Annotated in this window: 25 protein-coding genes; 11 read left to right on the forward strand and 14 right to left on the reverse strand. The window is 35.8% G+C overall.

From position 1 onward, the window contains the following. Positions 1 to 8: 8 nt before the first annotated feature. The 7 genes from RM51_RS18185 to RM51_RS18215 all read right to left on the reverse strand — a co-directional run bounded on the left by RM51_RS18185 (position 9) and on the right by RM51_RS18215 (position 6,444). Complete coding sequence (locus tag RM51_RS18185; protein WP_039372938.1) at positions 9 to 548, reverse strand: carboxymuconolactone decarboxylase family protein; 540 nt, start codon at positions 546 to 548, stop codon at positions 9 to 11. 119 nt (positions 549 to 667) lie between these two features. Further along, on the reverse strand, positions 668 to 1,474 hold the full coding sequence (locus RM51_RS18190; protein WP_039372941.1) for a helix-turn-helix domain-containing protein: 807 nt from the start codon (positions 1,472 to 1,474) through the stop codon (positions 668 to 670). 66 nt (positions 1,475 to 1,540) lie between these two features. Beyond that, positions 1,541 to 2,956 carry an aldehyde dehydrogenase family protein gene (locus tag RM51_RS18195; RefSeq protein WP_039372944.1) on the reverse strand — a complete coding sequence of 472 codons (1,416 nt, stop codon included), beginning with the start codon at positions 2,954 to 2,956 and terminating at the stop codon, positions 1,541 to 1,543. Positions 2,957 to 3,060: 104 nt separating this feature from the next. Continuing rightward, positions 3,061 to 3,969, reverse strand: coding sequence for a helix-turn-helix domain-containing protein (locus RM51_RS18200; RefSeq protein WP_084111217.1), 909 nt, complete (start codon positions 3,967 to 3,969; stop codon positions 3,061 to 3,063). A 102-nt stretch (positions 3,970 to 4,071) separates the two neighbouring features. Continuing rightward, on the reverse strand, positions 4,072 to 4,638 hold the full coding sequence (locus tag RM51_RS18205; RefSeq protein ID WP_039372946.1) for an NAD(P)H-dependent oxidoreductase: 567 nt from the start codon (positions 4,636 to 4,638) through the stop codon (positions 4,072 to 4,074). 4 nt (positions 4,639 to 4,642) lie between these two features. Then, positions 4,643 to 5,446: an enoyl-CoA hydratase/isomerase family protein gene (locus RM51_RS18210; RefSeq protein ID WP_039372948.1), complete on the reverse strand. Its 804-nt coding sequence runs from the start codon at positions 5,444 to 5,446 to the stop codon at positions 4,643 to 4,645. A 101-nt stretch (positions 5,447 to 5,547) separates the two neighbouring features. Beyond that, positions 5,548 to 6,444, reverse strand: a complete 897-nt coding sequence (locus RM51_RS18215) for a helix-turn-helix domain-containing protein (RefSeq protein ID WP_039372950.1) — start codon at positions 6,442 to 6,444, stop codon at positions 5,548 to 5,550. Between the two features lie 183 nt (positions 6,445 to 6,627). Between RM51_RS18215 and RM51_RS18220 the strand changes: the two genes are divergently transcribed. The 5 genes from RM51_RS18220 (at position 6,628) to RM51_RS18240 (ending at position 14,111) form a co-directional block, all read left to right on the forward strand. Beyond that, positions 6,628 to 7,116 (forward strand): RNA polymerase sigma factor, encoded by a 489-nt coding sequence (locus tag RM51_RS18220; RefSeq protein ID WP_039372952.1) that lies wholly within the window; start codon positions 6,628 to 6,630, stop codon positions 7,114 to 7,116. Between the two features lie 83 nt (positions 7,117 to 7,199). After that, positions 7,200 to 8,030 carry a FecR family protein gene (locus tag RM51_RS19235; RefSeq protein ID WP_052248566.1) on the forward strand — a complete coding sequence of 277 codons (831 nt, stop codon included), beginning with the start codon at positions 7,200 to 7,202 and terminating at the stop codon, positions 8,028 to 8,030. Positions 8,031 to 8,116: 86 nt separating this feature from the next. Then, a complete protein-coding gene (locus RM51_RS18230; RefSeq protein ID WP_052248567.1) occupies positions 8,117 to 11,236 on the forward strand; it encodes a SusC/RagA family TonB-linked outer membrane protein in 3,120 nt (1,039 codons plus the stop codon). A gap of 10 nt (positions 11,237 to 11,246) precedes the next feature. Next, positions 11,247 to 12,989: a RagB/SusD family nutrient uptake outer membrane protein gene (locus tag RM51_RS18235; protein WP_052248568.1), complete on the forward strand. Its 1,743-nt coding sequence runs from the start codon at positions 11,247 to 11,249 to the stop codon at positions 12,987 to 12,989. Between the two features lie 18 nt (positions 12,990 to 13,007). Further along, positions 13,008 to 14,111, forward strand: coding sequence for a metallophosphoesterase (locus tag RM51_RS18240; protein ID WP_039372954.1), 1,104 nt, complete (start codon positions 13,008 to 13,010; stop codon positions 14,109 to 14,111). 99 nt (positions 14,112 to 14,210) lie between these two features. On the opposite strand, the gene RM51_RS18245 is transcribed toward RM51_RS18240, so the two are convergent. Continuing rightward, positions 14,211 to 15,020 (reverse strand): anti-sigma factor, encoded by an 810-nt coding sequence (locus RM51_RS18245; protein ID WP_039372957.1) that lies wholly within the window; start codon positions 15,018 to 15,020, stop codon positions 14,211 to 14,213. A 1-nt stretch (position 15,021) separates the two neighbouring features. Further along, on the reverse strand, positions 15,022 to 15,579 hold the full coding sequence (locus tag RM51_RS18250) for an RNA polymerase sigma factor (RefSeq protein ID WP_316932336.1): 558 nt from the start codon (positions 15,577 to 15,579) through the stop codon (positions 15,022 to 15,024). A gap of 255 nt (positions 15,580 to 15,834) precedes the next feature. On the opposite strand from RM51_RS18250, the gene RM51_RS18255 reads away from it, so the two are divergent. The 3 genes from RM51_RS18255 to RM51_RS18265 all read left to right on the forward strand — a co-directional run bounded on the left by RM51_RS18255 (position 15,835) and on the right by RM51_RS18265 (position 18,064). Next, positions 15,835 to 16,404: a fasciclin domain-containing protein gene (locus RM51_RS18255; RefSeq protein WP_039372962.1), complete on the forward strand. Its 570-nt coding sequence runs from the start codon at positions 15,835 to 15,837 to the stop codon at positions 16,402 to 16,404. Between the two features lie 105 nt (positions 16,405 to 16,509). Next, a complete protein-coding gene (locus tag RM51_RS18260) occupies positions 16,510 to 17,220 on the forward strand; it encodes a ferritin-like domain-containing protein (protein WP_039372964.1) in 711 nt (236 codons plus the stop codon). Positions 17,221 to 17,248: 28 nt separating this feature from the next. Next, positions 17,249 to 18,064: a ferritin-like domain-containing protein gene (locus RM51_RS18265; RefSeq protein ID WP_039372966.1), complete on the forward strand. Its 816-nt coding sequence runs from the start codon at positions 17,249 to 17,251 to the stop codon at positions 18,062 to 18,064. Positions 18,065 to 18,227: 163 nt separating this feature from the next. On the opposite strand, the gene RM51_RS18270 is transcribed toward RM51_RS18265, so the two are convergent. Further along, positions 18,228 to 18,530, reverse strand: a complete 303-nt coding sequence (locus RM51_RS18270; RefSeq protein WP_039372969.1) for a hypothetical protein — start codon at positions 18,528 to 18,530, stop codon at positions 18,228 to 18,230. 432 nt (positions 18,531 to 18,962) lie between these two features. Next, positions 18,963 to 19,193: a hypothetical protein gene (locus tag RM51_RS18280; protein WP_039372974.1), complete on the reverse strand. Its 231-nt coding sequence runs from the start codon at positions 19,191 to 19,193 to the stop codon at positions 18,963 to 18,965. A 152-nt stretch (positions 19,194 to 19,345) separates the two neighbouring features. Between RM51_RS18280 and RM51_RS18285 the strand changes: the two genes are divergently transcribed. Further along, positions 19,346 to 19,645: a helix-turn-helix transcriptional regulator gene (locus RM51_RS18285; protein WP_039372977.1), complete on the forward strand. Its 300-nt coding sequence runs from the start codon at positions 19,346 to 19,348 to the stop codon at positions 19,643 to 19,645. Between the two features lie 45 nt (positions 19,646 to 19,690). Here RM51_RS18285 and RM51_RS18290 read toward each other — a convergent pair whose 3' ends face one another. Together RM51_RS18290 and queG are read right to left on the reverse strand one after the other, a co-directional pair. After that, entirely contained in the window at positions 19,691 to 20,359 is a 669-nt protein-coding gene (locus RM51_RS18290) for a TIGR02117 family protein (RefSeq protein WP_039373120.1), read from the reverse strand. 358 nt (positions 20,360 to 20,717) lie between these two features. Continuing rightward, positions 20,718 to 21,662, reverse strand: coding sequence for a tRNA epoxyqueuosine(34) reductase QueG (queG, locus tag RM51_RS18295; protein ID WP_039372979.1), 945 nt, complete (start codon positions 21,660 to 21,662; stop codon positions 20,718 to 20,720). A 122-nt stretch (positions 21,663 to 21,784) separates the two neighbouring features. Between queG and RM51_RS18300 the strand changes: the two genes are divergently transcribed. Then, positions 21,785 to 22,084 (forward strand): rhodanese-like domain-containing protein, encoded by a 300-nt coding sequence (locus tag RM51_RS18300; protein WP_039372981.1) that lies wholly within the window; start codon positions 21,785 to 21,787, stop codon positions 22,082 to 22,084. Positions 22,085 to 22,114: 30 nt separating this feature from the next. Beyond that, entirely contained in the window at positions 22,115 to 22,732 is a 618-nt protein-coding gene (locus RM51_RS18305) for an HD domain-containing protein (RefSeq protein ID WP_052248571.1), read from the forward strand. A 55-nt stretch (positions 22,733 to 22,787) separates the two neighbouring features. On the opposite strand, the gene RM51_RS18310 is transcribed toward RM51_RS18305, so the two are convergent. Then, positions 22,788 to 23,564 carry an alpha/beta fold hydrolase gene (locus RM51_RS18310; protein ID WP_039372984.1) on the reverse strand — a complete coding sequence of 259 codons (777 nt, stop codon included), beginning with the start codon at positions 23,562 to 23,564 and terminating at the stop codon, positions 22,788 to 22,790. Positions 23,565 to 23,574: the final 10 nt, after the last annotated feature.

Here is a 23,574-nt window from a genome sequence, read left to right on the forward strand (position 1 = left end):
AACACTTCTTAAATAGCCTGTGCCAAAGGAAAATCAATAGGAATCTGAGTGTTGGCAAATACATAATTGGTAAAACTTCTGAGCGCTACCAAAGCCGTCAGTTCAACCAAAGCTTTTTCGTCATATCCGGCGTTGAAGAAGTTTTCTAAAGCTCCGTTTCCTGCATTTCCTTTATTGTTTGCAATGGAGTGAGCCAACTTAATCGCAGCGTCTAATTTTACCTCAGAAAAACTTCCTTTTCTGATTTCCAGTGTATCTTCTTCTGTGAAACCTCTCATTTTCGCCAATGTCGTGTGCGCCGCCAAACAGTAATCACATTCGTTGACTTGCGAAACGATAAGATTAATAGCTTCTCTTTCTTTTGCCGTAAACGATGAGTCGTGAGCCAAAGACGCTTCGGTTTCCAGCATCGATTTTAAAGCGGATGATGAATAACCTATCGTGGCATACAAGTTGGGAATTTTCCCCATTTTTTTCTCTACAGATTCTAAAATGCTCTGTGTGCCAAAACTTAGCTGTTCTTTTTCGGGTACTGAAATTGTTTTCATTTTTTTATGATTTAAAATTATTTCATTTTGTTGATACAAAGTTAAATCTGCTTCAAGCCTAAAGTGTAGCTCATTTCAGCGGAAGAATAGCACAGAATTACACTATTAAAAACGAATTATTATGAAACAGTTTGTTTATCCAGAATATTTTTCGGGCTAAACCCAAACTGTTTTTTAAAGGCATAAGAAAAATGGGAAAGATCTTCAAAACCTAAATCTACATAGATTTCGGAAGGCGACTGCTGTTTTTCTTTCATTAAAAAATAAGCTTCGTCCAGACGTTTCTGTAAAATCCATTTGTGTGGTGAAGAGTGAAAAATCTTCTCAAAATCACGTTTGAAAGTCGCCAAACTTCTTCCCGTGAGATAAGCAAAACGTTCGAGATTCACGTTGTATTTGTAATTTTGAATCATAAAAGATTCCAAGTCAATTTTAAAAGGCTCTGAAAAATCGAAGAGAATATTTTTGAGTTCAGGCTGTGTTTCGATTAAGATAAATAATAACTCTTTAATTTTAAGGTCGATAAAATCTTTGGTCAGTAGTTTTGGGTTTTCAAGAATGGTCTGCAACGATGTGATGTAATTCTGCAGCACAGCATTCACTTCGATAGAAACCAAAGGCTTGGAAACTTCGGAATGATTGGATGAAAAATGATATTCTTTCGCCATATTCTGTAAAACCTCCTGATTCAGGTAAATATTCAGGCTTTCAAAACTCCCATTTTCAGGCGGACATTTGGTAAATTTTACCAGCTGATTTTTCCGAATTAAATTAAAATCTCCTTCTTTTGCAACGTATTTTTCCTGACCGTCCGACAGCACAAATTGCCCCGAAATTTGAAAAGCAAGGACGTGCTGAGGAACAAAATTTTCGCCTTTTCGGCTTACCTCGTGATAGCAGGAATAGACAATATCAGATTTTTCCATTTTGATTGAATGCTAAAAGACAAAGCGCCATTTTTTACAACAACGCTTTATCAAATTTACAAAATATTATTGCAGCACAGCTTTCGGTTCAAGATAAGCTTCCAAGCCGTACACTCCGTACTCTCTGCCAATTCCGGACTGTTTGAAACCGCCAAACGGAACCATTGGATCGTGCTTAAAGCCATTGATACAAACTCTTCCCGCATCAATCTGTGAAGCTACTTTTTGAGCTCTTTCCACATCAGAAGAACTGATATAAGCCGCCAAACCGTAAGGCGTATCGTTTGCAATTTCTATCGCTTCCTCTTCCGTTTCATAAGGAATAATAGACAATACAGGACCGAAAATCTCTTCCTGAGCAATTCTCATTTTATTATTTACATTAGTAAAAATGGTCGGTTTTACAAAGTTTCCAGCTTCCAATCCTTCAGGTTTACCTTCACCTCCGGCTAAAACTACTGCGCCTTCTTCCAATCCGATTTTGATGTAGTTTTGAACTCTTTCAAATTGTTTTACACTCACCATCGGTCCCAAATTTGTGGTATCATTTTGAGGTAATCCTACCACCACTTTTTCTGCGGTTGCTTTGGCAATTTCATTCACTTTATCGATTTGATTTTCAGGAACCAAAAGTCTCGTTGGCGCGATACAAGCTTGTCCGCTGTTCATATACGCTCCAAAAATCGCTGTCGGAATCACTTCTTCAAGATTAGCATCATCCAAAATAATATTGGGTGATTTTCCACCTAATTCCAAAGTCACTCTTTTCATGGTATCGACCGCTGTTTTCGCAATGAGTTTTCCAACCGCCGTAGAACCTGTGAAAGAGATTTTTGAAACAGTAGGATTAATGGTTAATTCAGTTCCGACTACATTGCCCAACCCTGTTACAAAATTGATAATTCCTTTTGGCAAACCCGCATCGTGAAAGGCATCCATCAACACCTGAGTCTGCAAACCGCTCATTTCACTTGGCTTGATAACTACTGTGCAACCTGCAGCAATTGCAGTCGCAACTTTACTGCAAACCGAACTGTTGCTGGCATTCCAGGGAGTGATAATTCCTACAACACCAACTGGCTGTAAAAGGACTTTTGAAGAATTAATGGTTTGTTCAAATTCAAAATTTCGGATAGATTCTATCATTGAATCGAACCAACTGTTGGTGTTATTGTTGCTTAAAGTGACAAACTGTTTGCTGCCTCCATATTCTTCAATCATCACGTCGATAAGTTCCTGTTTTTTATTTTCTACTGCTGTTTTCAGTTTTTCAAGGTAAGAAATTCGCTCATCTACTGTAGATTTTGAAAAGGTTTTGAAAGCTTCTTTTGCTGCCGTGATGGCATTTCGGGTATCAACTTCGTCAGCCAAAGTAATCTCTCCTATTTTTTGGTTATTAGAGGGATTGATTAAGTCTAAAGTTTCAGTTCCGTTAGGCGTTACAAACTCACCATTGATGTAAATTTTGTTTACTGTTTTCATTTCTAAAAATTTATAGTACAAAATTAGAGGAGAAATGAAAGACAGACTTTGTAAAAAAGCTCAATGTTAGTTTGTAAAAAAGTTCAGTTTTTAATATTTGAATATTATTTAACCGCTTCCTTTTTATATTGAACAGGCGTTACCCCAACCACTTTTTTGAATAATCGGGTAAAATAAGACGGACTTTCAAAACCTAAATCATAAGCAATTCCTGCAACGTTGCTTTCCGAACTCAGCAACAGATTTTTAGCTTCTTTAATTAAATAAATATGAACGTGTTCCAACGCTGTTTTTCCAGTTTCCTGTTTCAGAATATCACTGAGATAACGGGGAGAAACTGCAAGCTCTCCAGCCATAAAATTAACGTTTGGCAAACCATCTTCAATGTGTTTGTTGGCTTTGAAATAATCATCCAGAACCGTCAGGAATTTTTTAACCATACTTCCTGAAACATTTGGGCTTCGGTCTATGAACTGTCTTTTGTAAAAACGGTCAGAATATTTTAAAATTGAATCGATATGTGACAGAATAATTTCCCTGCTGAATTCGTCAGAGTTTTCCTCGTACTCTCTTCTGATTTTCTCGTAAAGTTCCCACATAATCACTTCTTCCGAAGGCGAAATGTGAAGCGCTTCATTAATTTCATATTCAAAATAACCGTATTTTTTGATTTGCTCATTCAGCGGATGCCCCGAAAGATAATCTTCGTGGAAAAACATCACAAACCCTTTTTCGGCAAACTGCACATTACGAACTTCAATGATTTGTCTGGGTTTCATAAAAACCGCCGAGCCATTATTGTGGTCGTACTTGGTTTTGCCATACAACACGTAACCAGACTTGATTTTCTTTAAACCAATCATATAAAAATCTCCTGTAAATCGGTCTTCGCCGACAGAATAGGTCATTAATTCTTTACAGGTCATCAAACTCAAAAGAGGATTCTTCGGAGGTTCAAAACCGCTTTTCTCGTGCAACTCTACGATACTTTTATAGTGATTGATTTTTTCCATATTTAATTGAATTTAAAAATTTGGTTCAATAAGATTATTAGTCATTATCAAATTTAAAAAATAAAAATCGGAAGAGTTTTCTTCCGACTTATTAAGTTAAGCTTAAATATTATTTTTCAGATGTGTTTCAAATGAAGATAGCTCTTGTTCTATATTTGGATTTTTAAAAACATCATAGAACGCAAAAGTTGGCAATGGCTGAACGCCTAGAAACTGAAGCGTTGCCGTGAAAGGCTTTGTAAATTTTTCCATTGAGAAATCTTCAAGCAGCTGACCTGAGTTTCCAAACGTTTCTTCGGGCGCATTCCAGGTATTGACAATCATTCCTTTGCTTTGCAGAAGTCCACCTGAACCGTAATTTCCGCCATTATTTCTACCATCTCCGGCGTAGATTTTTCCGTAACCGCTCATCAAAACTTTATCGATATAATCTTTTGTTTTAGCAGGCATTCCAAACCAATTAATCGGAAAATGAAGAAGTAGAAAATCTGCGTTTACCCATTTCTCGATTTCCTGTGGAATTTCGTAGCCATTATCGATAACTGTTTCGAGAATTTCGTAGCCTTTTTCCTCAAAGATAGTTTTACTTTTTTCGAAAATCGTTTTGTTGAGATTTCCTTCTGCAATTTGTGGCCATTTGATATGACCGTTGATGATTAATGCTTTCATTTAATTATAAATATTTTCCAAGATTTAGTTCAACATCGCCATAAGTTTGTAGTCCTTGGTCTAACAGTTTTTTAATTCTGGTTCTTGCTTCAGGTTCTGTTAATGATGCGAAGAAGGCTATTTGCGTTTCCATAATATGTTCATTTTTTGGAATAATCACCCTTTCATTCATCGTTGCCTTTATTTTCTTGATGATTTTCAAATCAAATGAGTCGATTCTTTTTGCCAAGTTTTCTACGAAAATATCCAATTCATTATCCGGAAATGCTCGATTAATCCAACCATAATCAGCGGCAGTTTGGGCATCATAATCATCGCCACTCAGAATAATCTCCAAAGCTCTGGCTTTACCTGTCAACAAATGAAGACGCTCCAATCCACCACCACCAGGAAAAGAACCGATTCCGATTTCTGGTTGTGCGAAAAATGCTTTTTCCTTACTTGCAAAACGCATATCAAAAGCTTGAATAAATTCGCTACCCAACCCTCTCGCTCTTCCTCTGATCGATGCAATACTTACAAACGGAGCCTGTTCGAGACGTTTAGCAACATCAGGCCAAGATTTTGAAAGTCCAGTTTTTCCTTCACCTTTTGGAAAATCAAAAATATTGACCAGTTCTGCGTGAGCAACATAAAATTCTGGGTTGGAACTTTCAAAAACCACCACTTTCAGGTTTTCGTTGGCTTCCAATTCATCCATTAATGTTCTTAGCTGAACCGAGAATTCTGGGTCGAATACGTTTACCGGAGGATGATTGATAGCTATTTTCCAATAGCTTTCGGTTATTTTCTGTGTTGTAAAAATCATAGTAATAATTTTAAATGATGGAATGTTTAAGACACAAATTATTTGTCTGTTCAAAATTAATCGGACAGACTTTTGATTTTTAACACAAATCGGGGAATACGTTATCCTTTTCTCTGATTTCTGACTTCTGTTGGGGAAACCCCTTTAACCTTTTTAAAAAACCGTGAAAAATAAGGCACATTACCAAATCCTAACCGGAATGCAACATCACTGATATTCAAATCGGTTTGAAGTAATAAAATCTCTGCCTGCTCAGCGACAAAATCGTGGATGATACTGATTGTACTTTTCCCTGTTTCTGAACGTACAAGATCGGTAAGGTAATTGGAAGAAAGATGAAGTTTTTCTGCAATTTGGGAAACGGTCGGAATGTTCTGAACCGGCTTTGAAAGATCACGATAATGCTCCTGTAAAAGCGTTTTTATTTTTGAAGTGACGGAAATGGTATCTAAAGATCTTTCTTTAAACTGTCTTTCGTAAAAAAGCTCTGCATAGGTAAGAATCACATTCAGCAACGATAAAATCACATCGATATTGGCATTGTTTTTATTCTCAAGCAGTTCATAATGTATTTTTGTAAAAAGCCAGGTGATTGTTTCTTCTTCTTTTTCGGTCATAAAAAGAGCATCATTTATTTCATAGCTGAAATATTTATACTGCTTGATTTTATTGTAAACAGGATTTTTTTTGATCAAATCCGGATGAAAAACAAAGGCATAGCCATCCCAAAAGGTAAGACTATCCCAGGAAACCACTTGTCCGGGTTCGCTGAACAGCATTAAACCATTTTCTGTGTGATATTTATTATTTCCATAATTAATATCTCCTGTGAAATTTTTCTTTAATGATATTTTAAAAAGATCAACCTGAATTTCTTTACTCGTCTTCGGAAAATTCGGAATCGCTTGTTTACAAACTCTACTGTCCATCAGTGGATGTAAAGGTGTGGAAAGATTCAGATATTTATTGTAGGTTGTTAAATCATTAAAGTTTTTCATTTCATTAAAATTGCGTATTTCTCTGCAATATTTTATAAATATACTTTTTAAAAGTTAGATTTCATGACTAAGCAAAGAAAGAATAATTTAAAATACCCTGGCTTAAAATTAATATATACTTGATATTGACCCGTTTCCAATTGAGTATTTTTGTGACTTACTGAAACCGTTCGGTTCTTACTAATGGAACATTTTAAAAAAATATATTTAGATTACAAACATCAAGTATACTTTTTTGTCAAAAAGTTTATTTCAAGTATGGAAGATGCTGAAGATGTTGTTCAGGAGACTTTTGTACATCTTTGGAAACATTCTTCCTCTCTGAGAAATCCACAAAATTTAGAAGCCATCATCTTTAAAACCGCCCAACAGGAAGTTTCCAATTATTACAGAAAGAATAAAATGCTCTTCTCTTACACTGATGAAAGTTTGATAAAAGATGCAGCCGATTCAGAAAAGAGAGATCATGAATTTAAAGAGGAACAATTGAAAAAAATAGAGATTCTGCTGGAAGAACTTCCGGAAAGAAGCAAAACTTTTTTTTATAAAAATAAACTGGAAAAAATAAGTTATTCTCAGATTGCAAAAGAAAACAACATCTCAAAAACAGCTGTAGAAAAACAGGTCAATAAAGTTATCCGATACATAAAGACCAATCTAAATCTATTTTAACGGAATATTAACTCATATAAACAAATTATTAAATCCACCTCTTAGGGGTGGATATTTTTATATCACTGCGTAAGTATAATTGTATGAAAGATTCTCAAAAACATTTTGAAAAAACCTGGAAGACTGTCTCTGCTGAGGAACAGGAAATGGATTCTGCAACAGATTCCAGAATATGGCGAGGAATAGAAGGGAAAATTAGGAGCAAGCGTAGACAAAAATACTATTGGGGAACTGTTGCTGCTGTTTTGCTGCCTTTGTTTGGAATCCTGTTTTTCTATAAAGATGTTGCTATAAAAGAAACGAAAAGTGAGTTAACAGTACTCGTATTGCGAACCAATGAGTCATCTAAGACCTTCAGATTATCTGATAATAGTATGATTACTTTAGAACCTCACAGTACATTATCCCTAAGTAAAGATTTTGGAGAACGCTTCAGAAAGGTAACCTTTCAAGGGAAAGGTTTTTTTTCTATTGCTAAAGACAAATCCAAACCTTTCATCGTGAATGCAGGTGATTTTAGTGTTGAGGTATTGGGAACAAAGTTTTCCGTCGATCAGCGATCGGATGAAAAAAAGGTAAAGCTGCTTGAAGGTAAAGTAAAGATAGAGCACAAAGGAAAACTAACTTATCTTCTGCCGAATGAAAACTGGAGCACTTCTCCTACCAAAAGTGATTTCCATTATTACGCAATAAGCACGGCAAAATCTTTCACCTTTGAAAATACAACCTTCGAAGATGCCATAGTGGAAATAGAAAACACGTATGGAACTCACATTACCTATCCCCGAAAAATTGCTAAAAACCAAGTATCAGGTTCTTTTTCAGGAAATCTTAAAGAAATTCTTTCGATTATAAATTATCCTTTTAACCTAAAAACAACATTCAAGAATGACCAAGAAATAATCCTCTATTAAAATAAAACAGCACTAATAATGTGGCGTTATCAGTGCTTGTATTAATTCAAAATTCGCTAAAGAATAATAATTAACTCATCAAATTTATGAAAAAAACTGCAATTTCTATTGCTTTACTCGTAGCTGTAGGGTTACCGGTGTATAATTATGCACAAACCCAGGCTAACCTGCCTATAACCAATACTCAAAAGCAGGTTCCTCTTGTCCAGATAATTAAAAAATTAGAAAAATCTACCAAAACGAAGTTTTTTTATTCTGCTTCAGATTTTAGAAATATTTGGGTAGATGAGAGCAAAATCAACTACTCTTCATTACAGCAAAGTTTAGAATATTTAAAAAAGAGCATTCCATTAGATTACCAAATTCAGAATAACACGATAACTCTAAGAAAATCAGCCAGTGCTTCTTTTGTGGAAAATGATATACAGCCCAAAAAAGACACTCTGAACCAACAGGAGAAAAAAATAGAAGAAGTGGTCGTGGTTGGATACGGCACCCAAAAGAAATCAATAATAACAGGTTCGGTATCTGTTGTAAAAGGTTCAGTAACCGAGGGGCAACCTGTATTATCGGCAGGGAATGCTTTACAGGGTCTTGCAGCTGGTGTCACCGTTACTACACAAACAGGAGCTCCCGGTGGTGATGCCGGAAATATCAGAATCAGAGGAATCAACAGTTTCGGAGGATCTGACAGCAATCCGCTTGTTATCATTGATGGTGTTGCAGGAAATATGAACGACATTGATGTTAACATGATTGAGTCTATTTCTGTTCTTAAAGATGCCGCTTCTTCTGCCATTTATGGTTCAAGAGCAGCCAATGGTGTCATTCTTGTGACCACAAAACGTGCTAAAGGGAATAAGCTTACTGCACAATACAGAGTATATACAGGATGGCAAATGGCTACGGCAATCCCAAAAGTTACCGATGGGCTTACTTATATGAAGGTGTTCAACGATGCAAGTATGAATGACAACGGTACCAAAATCTACAGTGACGAAGCAATCAATACTTTTTTGACTGCTTATAATAAAAACCCGAGCAACTATGACTGGCAAAAGGCTATTCTTCAGGGAAGCGGATATTTACAGGACCATTATTTTTCACTGTCTGCAAAATCAGGAATTATAAGTGTAACTCCATCATTTGGGTATGCAAAACAGGAAGGTATTATAAAAAACACCGATTTTACAAGGTTTACTTTCCGTAATAATATGGATATTACTCCAAATGATCAGTGGAATATCAAATTAGATCTATCGGTAGTCAACAAAGACAGAAAACAAATTGCTGACGAGGCCACGATCTGGAACTATCTCGGGAGAATGCCTACCAATATCCCGATCTATTATGGGAGTAATTATTCTGATGGATGGGTAAAAATAAATCCGGTCGGTTTCATCGAAGACGGAGGAAATCGCAAGCAAAATAATCTGGAATTTTTCGGAAATTTAAATGTTTCTTATCAACCTACGAGTTGGTTAACGTTAAAAGGACTTGTCGCTCCAAGATATGTCACTACCAATATCCATCTTTTCAGAAAAAGTGTAAATACCTATTATGAAGACGGATCCGAAGCTGGTGCAGCCAATACTTTTACTGAACTTACAGAATCTGCAAGACGTCAGTTTTATGGGACGTATCAGTTTCAGGCAAATGCAAAAAAAGAATTTGGGAAACACAGTTTTGAACTTCTTGCCGGCGCTTCAAGAGAAACGTATGATGAAAAAATACTATCCGGATACAGAAGAGATTTTCTCTATGATAATTATGAAGTCTTAGATGCCGGTGCGGACAATGAAACGAAAGATAACGGAGGTTCAGAATACGAATGGTTATTAGTTTCTGCTTTTGGCAGATTCAATTACAATTACAATCAAAAATATTTATTTGAAGCCAATGTAAGATATGATGGAACGTCAAGATTTATTGGCAAAAACCGTTGGGCGGTTTTCCCGTCCTTTTCTGCGGGTTGGGTTGTTTCAAGAGAAAACTTTTTCGAAAATTTAAAAGGAACCATCAGTCAATTAAAATTAAGAGGTTCTTGGGGGAAACTAGGAAATCAGAATATCAGCTCTTCTTACTATCCTTTTTCAGAACCGTTATCATTGGGAAGTACTTCTATGAACGGACAGGTGTATCAAACGATACAGCAATTGATCATGTCTAATCCTGATTTAAAATGGGAAGAAACCACCATGTCCGGAGTTGGTCTTGATGTATCCTTATGGAAGAAATTAGATCTGACCTTTGATATGTATGATAAAAAAACTGACGGAATTCTTTTACGATTAAACACCTCTCAACTTACAGGTTTAGAACCTCCGATACAAAACGCTGCAACAGTAAGCAATAAGGGTTGGGAAATAAGCGCACAATACAATGAAAAATGGGGAGATTTTAAAATGAATCTGGGCTTCAATCTTTCCGATGTTAATAATAAAATCCTTGATATGAAAGGCCAGTCTTCAGGAACAATACTTCGTCAGCAAGTGGGTTCTTCTGTAAATTCCATTTATGGGTTTATTGCTGACGGTTTATATCAAAATCAGGCAGAAATTGATGCAGGTCCCACACAGTTTGGAACTCTAAAACCGGGAGATATCAGATACAAAGATATTGCCGGAGCTTTTGATGCTAATGGCAATCCTATTGGAGACGGAAAAATTACAGATGCCGACAGAGCTATCATCGGAAGTACAGTTCCCAGATATACATATGGTTTCAATATGGGGTTTTCTTGGAGAGGCTTCAAATTATCAGCATTAATTCAGGGAGTTGGAAAAGCAGATGGTTACTTAGATTCACACTACTCAATTCCTGCAGTTAACTCAAGTGCCGTGAAACCTTGGCAACTTGATTACTGGACTCCTGAAAATACTGATGCCAAATATCCGCGTGTTTCCCTTACTTCTACCAATAATACACAAAACTCCACTATGTGGATGAGAAGCGCCGCTTACACCCGTCTTAAAAATGTACAGATTGGGTATGAACTGCCAAAATCCTTTATTGATAACACATTCCTCACGAGTGTTTACATTTATCTCAATGGACAAAACCTGTTGACTTTTACAAAATTCTACGAAGGATATGACCCTGAAATAAATTATAACGCAGGAAGTACTGATGGTGTTTCCCTGGGAGGCGGAAACTATTATCCACAAGTAAAAACATTCTCTTTCGGTATTGACGTTAAATTCTAATTACAAAACAATGAAAAACCTTATAAAAATATCGTTATTATTCATCATCACTGCGTGTACAAGCGCCGATATGGATTTACAACCTCTGAACGGTCCCACATCAGGAACTTTTCCAGCTTCTTACGAAGAAGGCAAAATGGGGCTTTTTGCCGCTTATAGAAACTTAAGCACTTTAGATGCAGCCAGTACTCCTATTTGGCATGTGATGGATAATATCACAGATATCGGATATGCAAGACCGGGAACCAACTATACCTCTCCTATCACAAGTTCTATCACCACGACCAATGCATTAGCTATAAAACCTTGGGAAATTCATTATAAAACAATTGCAAGATGTCATGCCGTATTAGACAAATTAAATGATATTCCGGGGCTTACCGAGGCACAAAAGCAAGAGCTCGGTTCAGAATTAAGATTTATTCGTGCTTATTGTTATTCTCAACTGATTGAGCTTTATGGGGATGTTCCATTGGTAAAATCAACAGTAACCCTTGATAATGCAAATGTTCCAAGAACACCAATTACAGAAATTCAGAAATTCATTATCGAAGAACTTGGAGCAGTTGCCCCACAGCTTCCAATATCACAATCGCAGTTTGGAAATGTACGTGCATCGCGTATTGCAGCCTTAATGTTGAAAGCAAGAGTTGAACTTTATTCAAAACAATATGCAGCCGCAGCAGCGACTTCAAAACAGGCACTAGATTTGGCAGCAGGAGTTCATAGTTTAACGGCTTTTAATTCTTCCGTGAACTATGCAGGTAAAGACCATACCGTAGGAGAACCTGATCCTAGTAATATATTTGGACATAGCGGTTTTTCGGGGAGTAAAGAATGGATCTGGGTTGCAGAATATAACATCAATGTCCCAGGATATCTGCATAATCAACAGTATTATTCAGCATCCCGTTTGGGTAAAGGAGTTTGCTATTGGGGACCTACTCAAAATCTTATTGATTCTTATGAAATGACCGACGGTTTGTCTATAACAGAATCTCCATTATATGACGAAACAAACCCGTTCAAAAACAGAGATCCCCGTCTTGATATGTATGCTGTAAGACCGCATTCTAGATACCTCGGATATCAATTTGAACCTAACACAGCTTTTTCAAAAGTAAACAACTATTGGACTGTTGTAAACGGTGGAGCTCCCACTCAGGTTGCCAATGCAGATGCTACCAATGCTTATCGCTCATTCAGCGGTTACTTATGGAGAAAAGTTGTTGATATTGCAGACTTTAATTCTACCTCCGTAAGTGGAAATTCAGATTTAAATGTTGGAATTTTCAGATTACCTGAATTAATGCTGATCTATGCAGAAGCAAAAATTGAACTGAATGAGTTAGATAATTCCGTTTATGATGTGATTAATCAAATTAGAGCACGCGCAAAAATGCCGGTTTTAACTAATGGTCTTTCGCAAACTGAACTGAGAAAAGCCCTTCGATATGAAAGAAAAGTAGAATTGGCGAATGACGGATTAAGATGGTACGATATAAGACGTTGGGGAATTGCCAACACTGTAATGAACGGATATTTATACCTGAACCGTAACGCAAACAACTGGACAAAATCTGCAATTTCAAGTTTTGATGAAAGCGCCAATCCCGTCTACAATCATCCAAAAGCTTCCACCTATTTTACCACGCAACAGGTAGTCTACAAAGTAAACAAAGATGAATATTGGCCGATACCGCAATCGGAAATGGACGCCAATCCTTCATTAAAACAAAACCCAGGATATTAAGCTATATAAAAGAATTTTATGAAAAAGAATATATCATTACTCTTATTACTGCTTTCTGCAGTGTTTTTCGCACAAGAAAAATTTCAGGCTCCAAAACTAGACAATGAAAAATCATGGAGTATCATCCTCATTCCGGATACCCAAAACTATGTGAAATGGAACCAAAATCAACCTATTTTAGATTTGATGGAACGATGGATCGAGGATAATATCTCGACCCTTAATATTAAAATGGTCTGTCAGGTTGGTGATTTGGTGGAACACAATAATATTCTTAATCAGGGATATGACGGCGATCAAAGTGCAGACGACCAATGGAAAGCAATCCAGTCTATCATGGGAAGGCTGAATGGAAAAGTTCCTTATGTAGCTGCCACCGGAAATCATGACTTCAGCATCAATAATGAAGGACGAAGATTTTCTCGTTATAATGAGTTTTTCCCTTCCAACTTTAACAATTTAAACCAAAAACATTTAGCACAAAACTTTTTCAATGATGCCGGTGCTCCAAGCATGGAAAATTCGGTTTTGGAACTAAAAGGATTAAATGGATTGGACTACTTATTTGTCAGCCTTGAATTTGCACCACGAGATAAAACTTTAGAATGGGCTAAAAAAGTCTTGGAGATGCCTCAATACAAAAACCACAGATCCATCTTAATAACCCATGCTTTCCTGAGTGAGAAAGACAAACGAACGGATAAAGAAAACTCATGGTTCATGTATGAGCCCTTTTTAGTCAATAATGTTCCTCAAAAATCTAAATCTATCGTACTTCCGCAATCTAATAATGGAGAACAGATATGGGAAAAGCTGATACAGCCGTCTCAAAATATGCAGTTGGTACTAAGCGGTCATATTTCCGGTGAAGGGTTCCGTACCGACACTAACAGCTTTGGGAAAAACGTAAATCAAATGCTTTTTGATATGCAAAGCGAAGGTGGTGGTCACCGCGATGGTAACGGAGGCGACGGCTGGCTTAGAATTATTGAATTCTATCCCGATAACAAAACTGTCAAAGTGAAAACCTATTCTCCCCTATTTGGAATTTCACCAACTACCCAAAAGAACGCTTATAAAAGCGATCCTAGAAACGAATTTACTTTTAAGCTTTCAGAATAATTAAATACAAAAAAATAATTCTGAATGCATTTATAAAATGAAAACCACCGCTTAATTGCAGTGGTTTATTTTTATAATTAAAATGTAATAAATTATAATCTACACTCCACCCATCACATACATATTTTCCATAGTAGGAACATTACTTCCCCCTTGCTTTTCTAATGTGATAGCAAAAGCCTGAGCTTTAGGAATATTGGCAAGGGCAATTTTACTGTCTTTATCTTCCGTATACATTCCGGCACTCACGGGTTTTCCGTCTGCGATTGCCCAAAGCTGATACTGCATTCCTTCCGGAGCTTTTGGTAGACTTTCAGCATTCAGATAGACCTCTTTTGTTTTGGTGTTCCAGAAAACCATAGCTTTGGAATCAGTATGTTTTTCCACCCCTTTCAGCATTACCATTTTCATATCAGGATTGGAAATCATTTCCATTTTCTGATTCATTTTCTGCATCGCAAAATCCTGAGTTTTTTTCTCAGTCTGCATTTTTGCAATTTCTGCTTTTGTTTTAGACTGGTCGTTTATCCAGAAAAGATTTCCGGCAACACTTACTAAAAACAATACCGAAGCTGCCATCGCAAATGCTTTCCAGTTATTGTTTCCTTGAATTTTAATTTCTTCCTGTGGTTTTGCAGCAGGAATATCGGTAGAAACAGCAGATTGTATTGGCTCAACAGTTTGTTCCTGTTGAATTTTATTCCAAATCTTTGATTTTAAATCTGCCGGAGGTGTCACTGCCTGTGCAGTCGCAAGGTCTTCCAAGGTTTTTTGCGCTTCTTCAAAAGCTGCCTTTACTTCTGCATTGTTCTTCATCACACACTCCAAAATCCCTGCTTCCTCGGGAGAAGCAAGACCTAGAATATAAGATTCTATAATTCCGGATGATATGTATTCTTTAGTGTTCAATTTATTGATAATCTTTTAGCAAATCTTTTAATTTCATCAGAGCATTCCGCATCTTGGTTTTTACCGTTCCCAGCGGTATTTTCAGTTTATCGGATATTTCATTTTGAGTATATCCCTGATAATAGGCGAGATCGATAAGTTCCTGTTTGTCAACTTCCAGACTTTCAAGCACGTTAGTAAACCCAATATAATCCGATGAATTATTAGTCGTTGAAAGTTCTGTAGAATTATATACGAAATCCGGAAGCGGTTGGTTTTTCAATTCGTTTTGAAAACCTTTTGATTTTAAGTAATCTATCGCCGTATTCCTTGCTATATTGATCATCCAGGTATAAAATCTTCCTTTTGAAGAATCGTATTGATGAACGGAATTCCAGATTTTAACGAAAACATCCTGAATAATCTCTTCCGTATATTCTTTAGAATGAACAATTCGAAGAATCACCCCATACAACGCACCGGAATAATTATCATATAAATAATGAAAACCGGTTTCGTTTTTTTCTTTCAGTAAAACGATGAGCTGCTCTTCGGAATAAATTGTTTTAATAATGGATATTTTTCAATCCAAATGTAATGAAATAAAATTAATGGCAAACAAATTTTTAAAATTATTTCAATTTTCAAACAATTTAAACAAAACATTAAGAAATTATTAATTACAAATTATTTATTTCAACTTAAAAAAAATTAATAAACTGATTTTCAAAACATTGTGATTTTTTAATTAAAATTTTAAAACCGAATCAAAACCAAGCTCGTAAATGGTTTTAAGAACAAAATCAAATTCAATAACAATTAAAAAATTACAGCAATGAGTACAACATCAAAAATCGCAGTTTTAGGAATGATAGCTCTTTCTTTTGCTTTCAGTGGAAATGTTTCAGCACAGAATATGAAAGAAAAAACAGTAATGGTAGGTGGCTCCCCCATGTATCCTTCTAAAAATATTATTGAGAATGCAGTAAATTCTAAAGATCACAAAACATTGGTAGCAGCCGTAAAAGCAGCCGGACTTGTAGAAACGTTACAGGGAAAAGGGCCTTTCACCGTTTTAGCACCTACCGATGAGGCTTTCGCAAAACTTCCTAAAGGAACGGTTGAGAATTTAGTAAAACCTGAGAATAAAGCTACGTTGACTAAAATTTTAACCTATCACGTTCTTGCCGGAAAATACAACGCTAAAGAAATCTGGGCAGCTGTAAAAGCTAAAGGCGGAAAAGCAATGATGAAAACTGTTGAAGGTGAAGATCTTACTTTCTGGACAAAAGGAAAAAATCTTTATGTAAGAGATGCTAAAGGAAATGACGCAAAAGTAACGATAGCGGATGTAAACCAATCTAACGGAGTTATTCATGTGATTGATACAGTGTTGATGCCATAATTTTTAAGTTTTTCAAACAGCATAATCTTTATGCTGTTTTTCTTTTTAACTCAGTAAAAACACATTGTAGACATAAAATTTACCTAACACTAAAAGAATAATATTATGAAAAGAACCATTAATGTCTCCAATCAGGGCGCAAGTCTTGATACAAGCAGACGAAATTTTTTGAAACTAAGCGGTGTAGGCTTAGCAATAGCAGGACTTACACTTATTGGTTGTGATGATAACGAGTATGATTTCATGGAAAACACCAATGTTTTCGATTTAGGAATGGGTGATGTAGGTGTTTTGAATTACGCCTATGCACTGGAACAGCTGGAAGCCGATTTTTATACTAAAGTAGTGAACAACTTTTATTCTGGAATTTCCAGCGTAGAAATGGAGATCTTCACAGATCTTTACCATCATGAAGTGATTCACAGAGATTTTTTTAAAGCGGCCATCAGTGGAGCGACATCCAATGTTTTGCCGACCCTGGAGTTTCAGTATCCTAATGTAAATTTTAATGACCGAAATTCTGTGCTTGCCACTGCAAAAGCGTTGGAAGATACGGGAGTTGCAGCCTACAACGGTGCCGGAAAATACATTACAAATCCTGATTATTTGGTTATCGCCGGGAAAATAGTTTCTGTAGAAGCGAGACATGCTTCTGCCATAAGAAATCTGATTAATCCCGGAACAGCAGCTTTTTCAGGCGATGATGTGATTGATGCCAACGGACTGGATCTTGCCAAAGAGCCTAAAGATATTGTAGCAGTTGCAGGAGGATTTATCAAAACTCCTTTCACATGGAAAGAGCAAGGAATTAATTAACTCGTATTCATTTTCAAAAAATTACATTATGAACATTCTTAAATTACTAGATAAGCTTTCTGATGATAAATTTTTCACCAAAGAAGCATCAAGATTAGATACCTTAACTGATATTTCAGGATTCGGAAAAAAAGCAGCCGTTGCAGCTGTTCCTTTTGGATTGGGCGCATTAATGACAACTCCTGCAAAAGCAGAAACTACAGCGTCAACTACGAATACTACATTTTTTAAATCTGTTTTAACGGATGCCTTACAATTAGCTTTAGTACTGGAATATCTGGAAAATGAATATTACGCTATGGGTTTGGCTGCAGGAACCTTGATCCCAACTGCGGACAGAGCTGTTTTTATGCAGATTTCAAAGCATGAATCTGCCCACGTTACCTTTTTAAAAAATACATTGACTTCTTTAGGGGTAACTCCGGGAGCAAAACCTACTTTTGATTTTACAGCAGGAGGAAATTTTACTCCTTTTACGGATTACAGTCAGTTTTTAATTCTTGCTCAGGCTTTTGAAGACACCGGAGTAAGAGCCTATAAAGGACAGGCTGGAAATGTAATGTCTAATAAAGTAGTTCTTCAAGCTGCCTTACAAATACATTCTGTGGAAGCAAGACATGCTTCACAAGTACGAAGAATGAGAGCCAACAAAGGCTGGATAGAGCTTGCCAATGGTGGAAATATGCCTTCTGCAACCAATCCTGTGTATGCAGGGGAAGATAATATCAACCAGGCTGGTTTCAATACTTCGACAAAGTTCGGAGCTGCGGCAGGATCTGCCTCTTATGATGAAATTCTAACAGGGAGTGATGCACAAGCCATCGCGTCTCTGTTTATTGTATAAACTTTTTTTAATTTAGCTGTTGGATCCCTTTTCTCTTTTTTCGGAAAGGGATTTTTGTTTGGTATAGAAAGCTAAATTCCTTTGGTTGTAAGCACAAAAAAACCTCCGAAAGATCAGAGGTTTTTATTTTTGTGTTCAGTTATAAAAATTGATAGGCATCAAACTAATTCAACTCCTTTTTTCCTATCTGGTTCGTACTATCCAAAATTTTGTATTGATTGTACGAATCTGATAAACTAAAAATATAAGGAAGTATAGCTTTGTCATTTTCAAGAATATCAATTTTCTCTACCTTTTCCTGTGTATCAAATTTCACAGATAAAGTAATTCCTTTTGTAAACCATGTTCGATTGAGTGTGTAATATAGACCATCATCCGAATACACATAGCTTTCTCCAAATTTTGTGATGATTTCTCTCTTTGTTTTCCCTACCAAACGATCAAATCTTTTTGCAAACTTTTTCAATTTTTATTTTTTTCATATTAAACCTATTTAAAAACACATAAGGCTTCATTTTATTGCCCAAAATTATTTTTTTTTATTTTATTTCTTCTTTGGGTTCCTCTGGTTTGGGGATAGAAAAGGAATTTAGGTATGCTATTGTTGTACGCTCCCCCTTTTCATTTACTTTCATCATGATGGATTTGCAACAGGGTGATGCGTTAAAATGGTTTTGATATCGTGTTCCACATTTGAAACATTCTGTAATTACAATTGTATTTTCTTCCATAGCTCATATTGTGTTATAATTAAAACTGAATAGATATGAGTTTTACGGCTACATAATAACAGCCATGCAACTCAAAAAAAGTTCTTTGTATATATTAGGATGTACTTATCAATAAAACTACTTGGGGGAGATGAGTATTTTTGATAAGATTTGGGAGGAGATCAATTTCAGGTTTCCACTTGTAGTTTATTGAGGAGGGCTACTTTGTAGAGGGCGTCTATTACTTTTTCGTCGTACATTTTTTCATTTTTCACCTGTCTTATATATTCAGGCGTTCTCGCATCTTCTTTTAGAATAAGATTCACTGAACTTGTATAACGTGCCGGTAACCATTGTTCAATGAAATCGTATTTTTCATCAATCATCTTCTGATTGTGAGTGGTCGCCAATTTGCCCATGAATGAAATAATTTTGTTTAACCTTTTTTCGTAATTTTGTGTCTTACCGCAAATTAATTTGCAAGACAAATATACAATTATATATCAAAATAAACAATAATTCATTGTTTTTACAATATACAATTGTTTTGATTGAAAAAAACTTACCTAATATGAAAATATACCAGAAGATACGAGAATACAGCAAAGAGAAAGGAGAAACCATGAAGGAGATTGCGGCTGCTTATGGGGTGACACCACAATCTATACAGCTTTATTTCTCGGGAAAGAATGCAATGCCTCTTAATTTTTTAGCATGGTATATTGAAACCCATCCGGATCTGGATCTTTATGCTCTTTTTGACAGGAAACAACAAAACATTGTTGCTGAACCTAAACCTACTTATGGGAAGAAAGCCCAAAAACAGGATGTGATTGATAAAATCGTAGCGATCCTTGAACAGGAATTATAAGCGCTAGAAAAATAAAATGCTTCCGTTTCCGGAAGCATTTGTTCTTTATTTATAATGTAGAAATATACCGTAATCAGAAGGTGTCCAGAATGCGGCTTTCTGTTCCGCAGCCTTCAGTGCATCATTTGCCCAAGTGTTACAGGTATACAAGAAACTGTATTTTCCTTTGGCATCGTAAAAAGCATCATTATCTCCGTACACTGCATCGGTAGGAATTACAATAGACTTACCATTTTCATCTTTATCAAACTTGCCATCCACAAACTGAATTAATTTCTGATACTGGTTTCTGCTAATCATGATTTTCTTACAGTCTGCGGCTTCTTTCATTTCTCTGTAATACGTACAGTGCATTGCCGATTCGCTCAGCCAGAATGCAGCTTTAAAAGCCGTAGAAAACTTCAGATCTGCCCAAGTAGGCGTATCAAGATAAAAACCTTTGTCTCCCCACCCGACTCCTATATAATTATAATCTGTCTGTTTCGATTTGATATTATTAAAAGGAAGCATCACGCTCCAGTCCTTCATATCATTCTTTACAGGCATTACAATATCAGTATGAACTCCATTGGTATAGATGTATATCGGTATTTCTTTCTTTTGCCTGTCATCTTTTGCAGAAACCTCAATAAAAGGCAGGAGATATCCTAAAACAACATAAAGAATAACAACTCCTAAAACAGTTCCAAGTATTTTTAATAACAGGATTATCATTTTTTTTACATTCATGCTTTATATTAATGAAATTTAACATTCAAGTTTGGTAAATATATTTGTTTTTAAATGAAAATTTGATTAAATTTAAGTACAAAATATCACAAATATGCACAAATCTTCCAAATCCCAAAAGAGATTTAAAGTTAGAGTAAAAGTTGCCCCTAAAAGAGTACAAAAAAGACGTTGATTTTTGGTGAGATTTACTCCCCGGAAGTCAATTTTTCTTTTTTAGAAGGGCTTTTACACCCATAAATCTCCACCTCCTTAAGATATAAAATTTTAAGGCATGGCCGAACAACTCTCCTTGTTTTGGAACTCAATAATTCCGAACGAGGATTTGTCACCAAAAAACACCCTATTTTTTCTCTGAAGATTTGTCTAAAAACTCAATATTTCTTTTCAGACCTGCATATTTTGTCCGCTTTACAGGTGATTTCCTGAAGATTTCGGAGAATAATTCCTGAGTAAGTTCTTTCCACTCACCTTTTTTAAAGTTTTTTAAAGCTTCATTCGGCTGAAACTTAGTTTGTGCATTGGGAGCTGAAAATCGGTTCCATGGGCAAACATCTTGACACACATCACAACCGAACATCCAGTCATCCATTTTATCTTTAAAATAATCCGGAATTTCATTTTTCAATTCTATGGTTGCGTACGAGATACATTTGCTTCCATCAATGATTTTTTCAGAAATAATAGCGTTGGTAGGACAGGCATCGATACATTTTCGGCAACTTCCGCAATGATCGGTAACGGGATGATCCGGTACGAGTTCCAAATCACAGATAATTTCCGCCAAAAAATAAAATGAGCCGCTTTGCTTGGTAATTAAATTGGCATTTTTCCCTACCCAGCCTATTCCTGCTTTTTTTGCCCAACTTCTTTCCAACACCGGTGCAGAATCTACAAAAACACGAAATCCGAACTCCCCGATCTCGTCATGCAGTTCAGCCACCATATCACGAAGAATTTCTTTAATCACCTCATGGTAATCTTCTGCATACGCATATTTTGAGATCTTAAAATTCTCTAATGCCGAAATTTTCTCTTCGGGAAAGTAATTATAGGAAAGGGAAATCACAGATTTTGAACCTTCTACCAATAATCTGGGGTCCAGCCTTTTATCAAAATGATTTTCCATGTATTTCATTTCTCCATGGAAATTATTTTTCAGCCATTTTTCAAGATTCGGAGCATCTTCTTCCAAAAAATCAGCCTTCGAAATTCCACAGTTTTGAAAACCAAAACTTTTTGCTTTGGCTTTAATGAGCTGTGAATATTTTTCGGCATTTGAATTCATAATTTCGCATTGCAAAACTAAGATTATTTTATAAATTTGTTTTGACTTTGGATGATTGTGCAAAGGTATGCATCTTTACAAACATCCATTTTATATTTTTTAACTCTAAAATATTAGTAATTATGTCTTTAGCAGAAGTAATAAAATCAGGAAATTATGAATTGATCGACGTTCGTGAGCCAATGGAATTGGAAATGGACGGTAATATAGATGGTGCAAAAAACATCCCCTTGGGAGAGGTAGAAGACAGACAGGATGAAATTCTTTCTATCGAAAAACCGGTTATCCTATTCTGCAGAAGCGGAAACAGAAGCGGAAAAGCATTAGAATATTTAACTACTCAAGGGTTACAAGACGGCTACAATGGTGGCGGTTGGGCAGACCTAAAAGCAACAATTGAAGCAAATCAAGGAACTTTTTAAAGTTCCTTTTTTTATATAAAAAACGCAGATATGAATTTGAAAGAAAGGTTTTCAGAAAATTGTTTACCGTTTACTCAGGATCAAAAACTTATTGAAAAGCTGTGGATTGAGATTGAAAAAAATTATTCTCAAAAAAGCAGACATTATCATAATCTTGATCATCTGGAGAATATGTTTTCTGAGCTTGATTTTATAAAGAACGATATTTCAGATTATTCAAACATTTCATTCTCTGTTTTTTATCACGATGTTATTTATGATGCTTCTTCAAAATCTAATGAGGAAAAAAGCGCCGATTTTGCGAAAGTAAGACTTCAACAATTAGGCTTTCAAGAGCAAGATATTTCTCAAGTTTATCACCAAATTTTAGCTACTAAAACTCATCAAATTTCTGAAGATAAGGATCTAAATTATCTTCTGGATGCTGATCTTTCTGTTCTTGGAAAAAATTGGGAAACTTATATGAATTATACTCAAAAGATCAGAAAGGAATATTCTATTTATCCTGATTTTCTTTATAAGCCGGGAAGAAAAAAGGTTCTGAAACATTTCCTAGCAATGGAAAACATTTTTAAAACAGATTATTTCATGGAAAAATATGAGGAACAGGCGAAGAAAAATATCCAATGGGAAATTGATAATTTATAATTATCTCCTTCAAAGAAGGGGAATTTTTATGCCTGAAACTTTTCAATTGGTTATTTTAGCGACTAATGATTTCGTCAATAAACTCGAGTGCTTTATTCAAAACAACATCCGGAGTTTCCTTATGCGGAGTATGTCCAATATTGGGAATAATGAATTTTTCGGCACTTCCGCTTACTTGCGAAATTGTTTTTTCAACCTGATCCAATGTTCCGTATTCATCGGCTTCTCCCTGAATAAATAGTAACGGACTTTTGATATTTTTCAATAGATATTCAATGTTCCAGCTCCTGAATTTTTCGCTCAGCCAAATTTCTGTCCAAGCTTTTACGATCATTTCAACTTTATCACCATGGTATTTTTGTAAACGTTCCGGAAGATTGGTCGTTTGATAAGCTTCTAAAGCATCTTTCACTCCTTTTACCGTCACATCTTCCACGAAAATATGTCCGGCTTCACAAATGGTAGCTCTAATCTTTTCTGGATATTTTGAAGCTGTAATCAATGCGATAGTCCCTCCATCACTATGTCCGAAAAGAATAACATCATTGATCTTTAATTCATCTAACAGATCATTCAGAATGTCTGATTCTGTCTCCATGTAATTGTTTTCTCTTTCGTGAGTTGGCATCGGAAAAGATTTCCCATATCCTAAACGATCATAGACCAAAACGTTACATTGAGTAGCTTCGGATAATTTTGCAGGAAAATCCCTCCAAAGTTGTGCAGATCCTAAAGAGTCATGTAAAAAGACAATAGTAGGCCTTTTTTCAAATGAATTATTGTATTCTATATAAAGTTTTTTACCGTTTACATCAACTATTTTCCCTTCCATTTTTTAGAAA

Origin of the sequence: Chryseobacterium taiwanense (assembly GCF_000813825.1) — a bacterium.
GTDB lineage: Bacteria > Bacteroidota > Bacteroidia > Flavobacteriales > Weeksellaceae > Chryseobacterium > Chryseobacterium taiwanense.